Origin of the sequence: Halorubrum californiense DSM 19288 (assembly GCF_000336875.1) — an archaeon.
Taxonomy (GTDB): domain Archaea; phylum Halobacteriota; class Halobacteria; order Halobacteriales; family Haloferacaceae; genus Halorubrum; species Halorubrum californiense.
Genome location: NZ_AOJK01000070.1, coordinates 1 through 3,443 on the forward strand (window position 1 = coordinate 1; position 3,443 = coordinate 3,443).

The 3,443-nt window shown below is 54.9% G+C and carries 5 protein-coding genes; all 5 read right to left on the bottom strand.

Annotated features, from left to right (window positions below; translation table 11 throughout):
* Positions 1-87: 87 nt before the first annotated feature.
* The 5 genes from C463_RS14520 to C463_RS18140 all read right to left on the bottom strand — a co-directional run bounded on the left by C463_RS14520 (position 88) and on the right by C463_RS18140 (position 3,148).
* Complete coding sequence (locus C463_RS14520) at positions 88-651, bottom strand: hypothetical protein (protein ID WP_005533715.1); 564 nt, start codon at positions 649-651, stop codon at positions 88-90.
* 29 nt (positions 652-680) lie between these two features.
* Positions 681-2,156, bottom strand: a complete 1,476-nt coding sequence (locus C463_RS14525) for a hypothetical protein (protein ID WP_239638921.1) — start codon at positions 2,154-2,156, stop codon at positions 681-683.
* A 23-nt stretch (positions 2,157-2,179) separates the two neighbouring features.
* Complete coding sequence (locus tag C463_RS14530; RefSeq protein ID WP_004052064.1) at positions 2,180-2,389, bottom strand: hypothetical protein; 210 nt, start codon at positions 2,387-2,389, stop codon at positions 2,180-2,182.
* The gene (locus C463_RS14535; RefSeq protein WP_005533704.1) at positions 2,389-2,796 is read right to left on the bottom strand and encodes a hypothetical protein; all 408 of its coding nucleotides are present in this window, start codon (positions 2,794-2,796) and stop codon (positions 2,389-2,391) included. The genes C463_RS14530 and C463_RS14535 overlap by 1 nt, the downstream gene beginning before the upstream one ends.
* A gap of 76 nt (positions 2,797-2,872) precedes the next feature.
* Positions 2,873-3,148: a helix-turn-helix domain-containing protein gene (locus C463_RS18140; protein ID WP_005533701.1), complete on the bottom strand. Its 276-nt coding sequence runs from the start codon at positions 3,146-3,148 to the stop codon at positions 2,873-2,875.
* Positions 3,149-3,443 lie beyond the last annotated feature (295 nt).

A 3,443-nucleotide genomic window follows, 5' to 3' on the forward strand; every position in this document is an offset into this window, starting at 1 on the left:
AGACCGCGAGGCTCGACCACGCCGGGAGTTCCGCGCCGCCGAAGTACGCCAGCGCCGCGCCCGCGCCACCGAGCTTCAGCCAGTCGTTCACCATTCGCGGACCACCTCAAGGTCTGTCTCCTCGCGCTTGCGCTTCACCCAGACATAGGTCCCGCCGACTGACGCGACCGCTGTTGCGCCAATGAGTGACTGGACGGTGCCCCATTCGACGGGGGGTTTCGCGGCCCTAACTGCGTCAGACCGGATAGCAACGATACCGTCCGCATTCGATGAGGTGACGGTGATTGCCGACGCGCCGTTGAAGTCCTCGGCGCGGAAATTGACGGTGGTCTCGCCGGGGGTCAAGGTCATGCGCCGAACGCGGGCTTTCCCCGCGGCCGAGCCGTCTCCTTCGCTCAGGATTCGGGAGAGAGTCCCGGCGTCGGTGATTGCGATTCGAGTCGGAGTATCCGCCTCGACGACGAGCGAGAACGTCCCATTTGAGAACGACCACGATTTGATTCGAGTCGTCGGGGAGAGTTCGATAGTCTGGGTTGATTCGGGCGTGCTCGGCGTGGCGGTCGCTGTCTCGTTCGTCGCGGCGACCGTGCCGACGAGCGCGGGCGATACAACTGCGATGAGGATTATGAGTGTGGTGATTATTCGGCGCATGGTGTCCGAAAAATTGGGAATCGGTGGGGTTAGTTCCGGGTTGAGACGAGGATGAGCGCGACAATCGCGGCAACGATGATAACGCGGTCTTCGGTTCCAACACCGAAGCCACCGCCGCCACCACCGCCACCAGTTCCGGTGGTCTCATACTGCCTTCTGAGTTGTCGCAACTGCTCGATTTCGTCCGCGAGGGAGCTTGCGTTCGTTGAGTTGTAGAGGTACTTGTGTGGGCTGGTCGTGTTCATCGTCTCCCCTGTCCGGGTGTTCACAGCCTCTAAAATTTCAAACTGCGACCCATATGTGGAGAGGTCAACAATCGTGCCGTTGGCCCCATCTTGAACAGCCATGTAGAAGGTTCCATTATAATCTGAAAATCGGTATGTCTGACCAGTATCCCAGCCACCAGATGCGTCATCTCCGGTGTAGAACAATGTTCCATTAAGCACCGTCGGATTGCCCGAGCCGTCTCCGACTGCAATAGTGTGCGATGCATTGATATCCCCGGAAGCACCGGTTGACGCGAGCATGGCCGCGCCCTGACCGTAGTATCCAGACTTTTTGAGAGATGTGGATGCCTCAGCCCCGATAGTGGATGGGTCCATCATCGCAAGGTCTGACGAGTTTATTTCGCCTGCTTGGTACTGGCTGGACACCTCATCAACGTAGGGGTCCATATTCGCAAGCACTTGTTGGGTCTGCTCTTGGGTTTCGTCGAGCAGATAGGTGTCGTTCTGGTCGTTCGCCCAAGAGCCGAGCGACCCATAATCCTGTGACTCGAAGATTCGTGTCTCCTCGGACGAGTTTGGTTCGACGGCAACAACCCGGATAGGAGATGCTTTTGGTGGGTCTGACGACCCCCCCGGATGGAAACGGGAGCCGGATGGGAGAGTCCTCAGAGAGATTTCTTCAGTATCGACAGATGTTCCATTGACTAACTCGAATTGAATCGTGTTTGTTCCAAGCGTTTCACCACCAGAGTACCATTCTCCATTCCTCTCATTTTGGTAGTAGTATCCAATTGTTTGGTCGGATTGGTTATCTAGACTAGCTATTTGAGTGACTTTAGCGTCCCAATCTGAGAGAATCCGAACCTGAACCCGAGAGTAGTAGTCTCGAACCGTTTGGTTCACCGCGGATTTAGCCTGTGACCGGGATGCACCGTTATTTAGCTCGTTCACCATCGTTATTTTAGCCTTTGACATGGCGACCGTTCGAGCATTAGCCATGAAGTTCTGCGTCGTCGTGGTGTACGAGTCGGTTGCGTCTTTCAGGGCAAGAGCGCTTGAATACGCATTTGTGGCGGTGAGATTCTCATAGTCGGTGTTGTCTGACCAATGACAACCCTCGGTATTGCCGAGAATCGTATTGAACCACGCACCACCGAGGTAGTTTGACGCCGAACCATCGCAGTTGACCATCTCCGCAGATGCGTGTCCGACCGGAGATGACCCTGGAACCACGCCGCTCGTGGCGGCGGTCGTGATGACGATTCCAACGAGCAGCATAACCATGACCCTCCGAACGAGAGTCACGAATCAAACACCTCAACGAGTCCGAGCCGGTCTGCGATGAGAGACCCACCGGCTGCACCAACCACAATCAGCCCTATTTCAAGACTGCCACCAAGCAGGTCGGATAAAATCGTGATGTCTGCGCCCGCGGATAGTCCGGCGTCGAGAGCACCAACCGACGCGCCAAGTGTGGCGACCGTCTCTAGGTCAAGGTCAAGGTCCACCATTAGAGCATCCACCCCGCAGCGAACCCGGCCGTGCTCGTGATGCCGACGTAGACCAAGCCCCAGAGGTCGCTACTCTGGAAGAATGAGGAAACGTCACCGACCAACAGCCACGCAGCGAACACCCCGACCGTGCCGAAAATCGACCACATATAGTAGTCGTCAAGCTTCTCCGCATCGTCTTTGAGAGACGATAGGTCGGTGTTCTCGTTCGTGATGATGATGCCCGCGAACGCGCCGACAGATACCGCGTACGCAAGCGTGATTTCGATATTCCCCGACGAGAAAATCACGTCGGTGAAATTGATATCGAATAGTTGGAAGGTTGCGATGCCCGTCTGAATGAATCCGGCGACCATGAGAGCCACCGTGAACCCCGCGTCTGCGGGGTCGAATTCCATCTTCGACATTACATTTTTAGACTGTCGCAATTAGTGAAAAGTGTTTGTGTTGATGACTGTTTAGTTTGCGTAGCAAATATCCATCTTAAGCCTCGTAAACATCAATCTGTGGCTTTACAAGGCCGATTGCTGACTCTCGGCCACGGTCCGTTAGTCGGTAGACTCCGCCGCCCTTCTCCTGCACGAATCCAGCATCTAAGAGGTCCTGAAAGGAACGAGACACCGAATTTCGGTGTCTCCCTGTCCTCCGAGCAATGTTACCAGCCTTATCATCATTGTGGAGTAACAAATCAACGAGGATGGCTTTCTGTGTTGGCGTGATGTCCATGAGATACCCGCCAATCGCTGGATGGAAACTCATTGTGGTCAATATGTTTGCATGGCTAACAGAATTGTTTGCATTACGAGCAGTTTGGAAGAACTAACAAACGTTTAAGTAATCCTGACTGAACAGTTAGAGCAAGAACTCGGACGTGTCACTCACGGTGTGGCGCGGCGGGAGCAAGATGGCCCCTTGCTCCCGAAGAAGAACCCCCGAAACCGAAGCAACGGTTTCGGGCGTGTATATGAGCTAACGGCGCTATCCGGCTTAAATTCACCGGATATGCTGTTTGCACTGCAAATTTTCGAGGTTCGTGGGCTGTCAACCATGCAAC

Coding starts and splice junctions, on each gene's coding strand:
- C463_RS14520 (WP_005533715.1), bottom strand. CDS start 651: ATGCGCCGAATAATCACCACACTCATAATCCTCATCGCAGTTGTATCG.
- C463_RS14525 (WP_239638921.1), bottom strand. CDS start 2,156: ATGCTGCTCGTTGGAATCGTCATCACGACCGCCGCCACGAGCGGCGTG.
- C463_RS14530 (WP_004052064.1), bottom strand. CDS start 2,389: ATGGTGGACCTTGACCTTGACCTAGAGACGGTCGCCACACTTGGCGCG.
- C463_RS14535 (WP_005533704.1), bottom strand. CDS start 2,796: ATGTCGAAGATGGAATTCGACCCCGCAGACGCGGGGTTCACGGTGGCT.
- C463_RS18140 (WP_005533701.1), bottom strand. CDS start 3,148: ATGAGTTTCCATCCAGCGATTGGCGGGTATCTCATGGACATCACGCCA.